Annotated in this window: 3 protein-coding genes; all 3 read left to right on the top strand. The window is 40.6% G+C overall.

Annotated features, from left to right (window positions below; all coding sequences use genetic code 11):
* Positions 1 to 254 precede the first annotated feature (254 nt).
* The 3 genes from BV375_RS02710 to BV375_RS02720 are packed head-to-tail and all read left to right on the top strand — an operon-like array spanning position 255 to position 5,036.
* Entirely contained in the window at positions 255 to 3,023 is a 2,769-nt protein-coding gene (locus tag BV375_RS02710) for a DDE-type integrase/transposase/recombinase (RefSeq protein WP_086757015.1), read from the top strand.
* Positions 3,023 to 4,129: an ATP-binding protein gene (locus BV375_RS02715; RefSeq protein ID WP_086757017.1), complete on the top strand. Its 1,107-nt coding sequence runs from the start codon at positions 3,023 to 3,025 to the stop codon at positions 4,127 to 4,129. Before BV375_RS02710 ends, BV375_RS02715 begins: the two co-directional genes overlap by 1 nt.
* Complete coding sequence (locus BV375_RS02720) at positions 4,119 to 5,036, top strand: TniQ family protein (protein WP_086757019.1); 918 nt, start codon at positions 4,119 to 4,121, stop codon at positions 5,034 to 5,036. The genes BV375_RS02715 and BV375_RS02720 overlap by 11 nt, the downstream gene beginning before the upstream one ends.
* Positions 5,037 to 5,150 lie beyond the last annotated feature (114 nt).

Raw genomic sequence — 5,150 nt, forward strand, 5'->3', positions numbered from 1 at the left:
TGTCACTGAAATCATAAGATGAGCAACTGTGAAAGCATAAGTTGAGCAACAGATTGCTGGAAATAGTATTAATTTCGTCATGAGTAACAAGCAAATCCACGAGACTTGAAAGTATAAGTTGAGCAAAAATATGATTGAGAAAGTATAAGTTGAGCAAACATTTTCAACACTTTGTTCATAAAAATACAGCACTGTGCTGAGATCAACATTAGGAGAGACATTGGCAAGGCAACACTCTCTGCTCACTTAAAATTATGCTTGGCAAGCAAGAGTTTAACAACTGGTGCCGTCAACAAGACCTCAGTCAAGCAGCACAGGCAATAATTGAGGAGATTCGCAGCGCCAACCCATCTCGTCGAGTAAGCGGGGCAAGAAAAAACGTATGTGGCAGTTACCCCTCAAGAAAAATGGGAGTGACTATTCAATTCGAGAGCCATCATAACGAATTAGCACGTATTCATGAACTAGAACATGACCCATCTGTACTCGAATATTACGACCAACCGCCAGCAATAGAATTAGTCTATCAAAGCAAAAACGGGCGAAAAAACAGACACCAGTACACACCCGATTTTTTTATAATTCGGACAGATTCAGCTTTTTGGGAGGAATGCAAAACCGAACCAGAACTGAACAAGCTGACCGAATTAAATCCAAATCGCTATTGCAAAAACTCAGATGGCAAGTGGCATTGTCCTCCAGGTGAAGAATACGCTCATAAACATGGTTTGGACTTTCATGTATGGTCAGATGCTCTGATTAATTGGAAGTTTCAACAAAATCTAATTTGGCTATCAGATTATTTCGGATACTCACCAGAAACTCTAGACGAAACCGAGCCAAGTTTGATTAGAGCCACGGTAAACAATTATCCAGGAGTAACCCTGGCAGAACTGTTACAAATAGAAGAAATAAATCCCGATGTTCTTTATTGGTTAATAGCCACAGATAATCTTTACGTAGAACTCAATCAAGTCAAACTCTCACAACCAGAAACGGTACACGTATTTATTAACCAAGATGTTGCTTTATCTTATGAGCATCTTAACTCAATCGAGTCAAAAACCCAAACTAGTAATCAAATATTACTCGAAATAGCAGTAGGTACTAATATTTCTTGGGATGGAGAGTCATGGGAAATAGTAAATACTGGGACGACCACTACTGGATTATTACGTGCAGATGGCAAACTTATAGAACTACCAAATGCAGCATTCACAGCATTGATTGATACAGGTAAAATTGTAGGATTTGAGAAAACACAAACCGCAAATATTAAAGCAGCCGCGACGGAAATTATTAAACATGCAACTTGTGAAGATATTATCGAAGCCAATCGTCGCTACAATTTAATACAACCATACTTAGGAGATAATCCCAGAGCATATCCAAGCAGTACAATCCGTCGTTGGCGTACTCAATACCAAAAAGCCTTACTCATCTATGGTCATGGATACCTGGGATTACTGCCCAAGCATAAAAGTAAAGGTAATCGTACTCCCAAAATTGATTCTCAAACCCAAGAATTTATGCTCGAATTTATCAGAGAGCATTATGAAACACCCAAACAACGCAGAAAATTACGGGTCTACGAGTCATTTGTCTTAGCGTGCCAAAACCATGAACCCCCATTGAAACCACCATCGAGAATCACATTTTGCCAAGCGATTAAACAGCGAAGCGGGCACAATCAAACCAGAAAACGTCTTGGTAATCGAGCAGCTATTGCCGAAGAACCATTTTATTGGGAATTAGAGCAGACTACTCCACAACATGGTAGTCGCCCCTTCGAGATTGTCCATATTGACCATACTCAAATTGACATTGAATTAGTCAGTTCCCTAGAATCTCTAACTAATTGTTATGTTGCTACAAACAACTCAATTCATCACAATTTAGGTCGTCCTTGGGCAACCTTGATGGTTGATGCATATAGTCGAAGAATTTTATCAGTTTATCTGACCTTCGATGAGCCAAGCTATCGAGATTGTATGATGGTAATTCGCATATGCGTTGCTAGATTTGGACGGTTTCCACAAAATATTGTTGTCGATAACGGAAAAGAATTTCACAGTCACTATTTTGAACAATTATTAGCATCTTATACTTGCACGCTGAAGTATCGCCCACCAGCACATGCTCGGTTTGGTTCAATAGTTGAAAGACTATTTGGCACTGCGAACACGCAGTTTATTCATGAGTTGCAAGGTAACACCCAAATCAAACGCCTTCGCCGTAAAGTCACCAAATCTGTCAGTCCAGAAAGATTAGCAATTTGGACATTAGAAGAACTGTACTCTGCCTTTTGCGAATGGGCATATTCGGTTTATGACCAACGATTGCATCCGGCATTAGGTACTAGTCCCCACGATGCCTTTGTCACCGGACTAGCAACAGGTGGAAGTCGCTTACACCGAAGAGTGGCATATGACGAATTATTCCAGATTCTGACTCTACCAGCACCAGATCAACGAAAGCGTAAAGTTCAGCCAGGAAAGGGTGTCAAAATACACAATATTTATTACTGGGCAGATGTATTCCGTGACCCAGAAATCGAAAAATCAATGCTCTGGGTTCGTTACGACCCTTGGAATGCAGGAATTGCCTATGCCCTAGCACAAGGACAATGGGTAAAATGCATTTCTTCTTACTATCAATACTTCCAAGGACGTTCCGAAAAAGAAATCCGGCTTGTGAGTGTAGAACTTAATCAGCGCCAACGCAATTATGGGCGAAAGTTAACAATAACTGATAGAGAACTTGTAGAATTTTTAAACTCAAAATTTGCTCAAGAAGGCGCTATCCTCAAACAACGCTTGCGCGATGCTGAACATGACAAAGTTCACAAAATTATTCAAAATAATTTAATCCCTGAACCTAATTTACATTGGGGAGAACTTCCAGTAGCAGAAAATAATGATTGTCCAGAAAATGACTCGACCAATGAAGATAAAAATTGTGAAATAGTCAGCCATTTAAGTGCATATGCCACAGAAACCCTGGAATATTACGGAGAGTTCTAATGGCACATGATTATAGCTTTCCTCAAGAATTACTAACTCTACCTATTGCTGACCGGATTGCTTATTTTCAGCAATATACAATGGCACATCCCAAATTATTAAGAGCAGCCGAGAAACTCAAAAATGCAATTGATGAGCCAGCGTTCTTTTCTTTAATCTTTTTATTTGGCCCAACAGGTGTGGGGAAAACCACCTTATTACGTCGCATCACACAAAAGTTACTAGCTTCTTTTCAAACAGAAATGGAACTAGATAAAGGTTTTATTCCTATCGCTAATATCGAAGTAGCTACCCCTGAATTTAGTAATTTTGATTGGAAAGATTTTTATCTACGTGCTCTGGGCGTTCTCCAAGACCCATGCATTCAGTTACCTGGTTCTGGTCGAATCACTAATTTGAAGTTGAAAACATCATTAGAAGCTGCACTTAAACACCGTCGTCTGAAAGTTTTTTGCATTGATGAAGCACAAAATCTCAGTAAAGTTGCCAGTGGTCGCAAATTACGTGACCAGACGGACTGTATTAAGTCCCTAGCAAACCTGACTGGGGTCAAATTTGTACTAGCAGGTACTTATGACTTGTTGATACTTCGTAACTTGAGTGCCCAGTTATGCAGACGCAGCTTGGATATTCATTTTGAACGGTACAAAGCTGAGAATGAAGAAGATTTAAAAGCTTTCAGAGGTGTTGTTCAAACTTTCCAACGTCATTTACCTTTTGAACAAGAGCCTGATTTACTTCAATACTGGGATTTTTGCTACGAACGCAGTTTCGGTTGTGTTGGTATTCTCAAAGATTGGTTATCTCAAGCATTGGCAACGGCATTACTAGAAGGAGCTAAAACTCTCACTCTGTCGCATCTTATATCTTCTGCTTACTCTCAGGAACAATGCATGATTATCGTCAATGAAACAAGATTGGGAGAAAAGCAACTTGAGTTCACCTCGGATAGTTCAGCTTTGAGAATAGCTTTGGGTTTGGAATCTCATCAGGTGTCAGTTACACATAACGCTTCCCAGACAGCCAAAACTCAATCTCGTCGTTCTGCTACTAGTAACACTAAACCTCAGCGTCGTCCTGTTGGAGGTGGTGAAAATGTCGGTTGAAAGTTTGGCTAATTATGAGTCTTGGGACTTAAGAATGAACCAACTTCCAAAACGCAGCCATCTTTATTCTCTTCAACCAATAGGTTTTGGTACACCCACAGTTGAAAGTTTTACTAGTTACTTACAGCGCTTGGCTGCTGCACATGGTGTCGAGGTTGCTAGTTTAATTCGCTATAAAATTACGCCGTTATTTATCCAGAGCAACCAATCACCGGATCTCTTGAAAGCTGATGATGCTATCAAAATGCTCATCAATGCTTGGCATCGAGAGCCTGCACTGTTACAACAGCAGTCTGCTAAATTTTGGTTAGACCGAACGCAACATGTCTTCAAAGTGGTTGCCATCGTTGAGAAATTAACTGCTAGGCAGGATCTGAGTTTTCTGACTTTACTTCAATGGCATTCCTGGCGACTTAACTTCAATCATATTTTCCATACTGAACAACGTTGGTGTCCTGGTTGCTATCAAGACTGGCGTGAAGCGGGAAAACCTATCTATATCCCTTTGTTGTGGACAATAGAAGCTGTCAGTGTTTGTCCAGTTCACCAACGTTACTTACAACTGCGATGCTTGTACTGTGGTTGTTTTCAACCATTTCTCAATTTGGACTGCCATTGTCTTGGCTATTGTTGTGCGTGTAATGCATGGCTCGGTCGGTTTTTTGACAATACTGCTAAATCTCAGGGGTCTGGGTTTGATTGGGAAAAGTGGGCTGCTCAATCTGTCGGCCAGATTTTCGCCGCTATGCCCACACTTAGTGAGAGTTCTTTTTCTCAAGAACCACCTCAGGCCAAATATCGGCGAAAACCTACTCTTACTAGGTTTTTAAGGTGGTGTTACAACCTTGGAATTAACCCACATGAGGGTTTGGAAATTCTCTCGATTATACCGAGTGTACTCACTTGAACCCAGACCAGAGCTACTCGACGGTGCTTTCCTTATTTAAATAAGCATAACTTGAGCAACCCGAGCGTGAAAGCATAAAGCGAGCAATTTGCTCATCTTATGCTTTCAGTGACA

It is taken from the genome of Nostoc sp. 106C, assembly GCF_002154725.1.
Lineage (GTDB): Bacteria > Cyanobacteriota > Cyanobacteriia > Cyanobacteriales > Nostocaceae > Aulosira.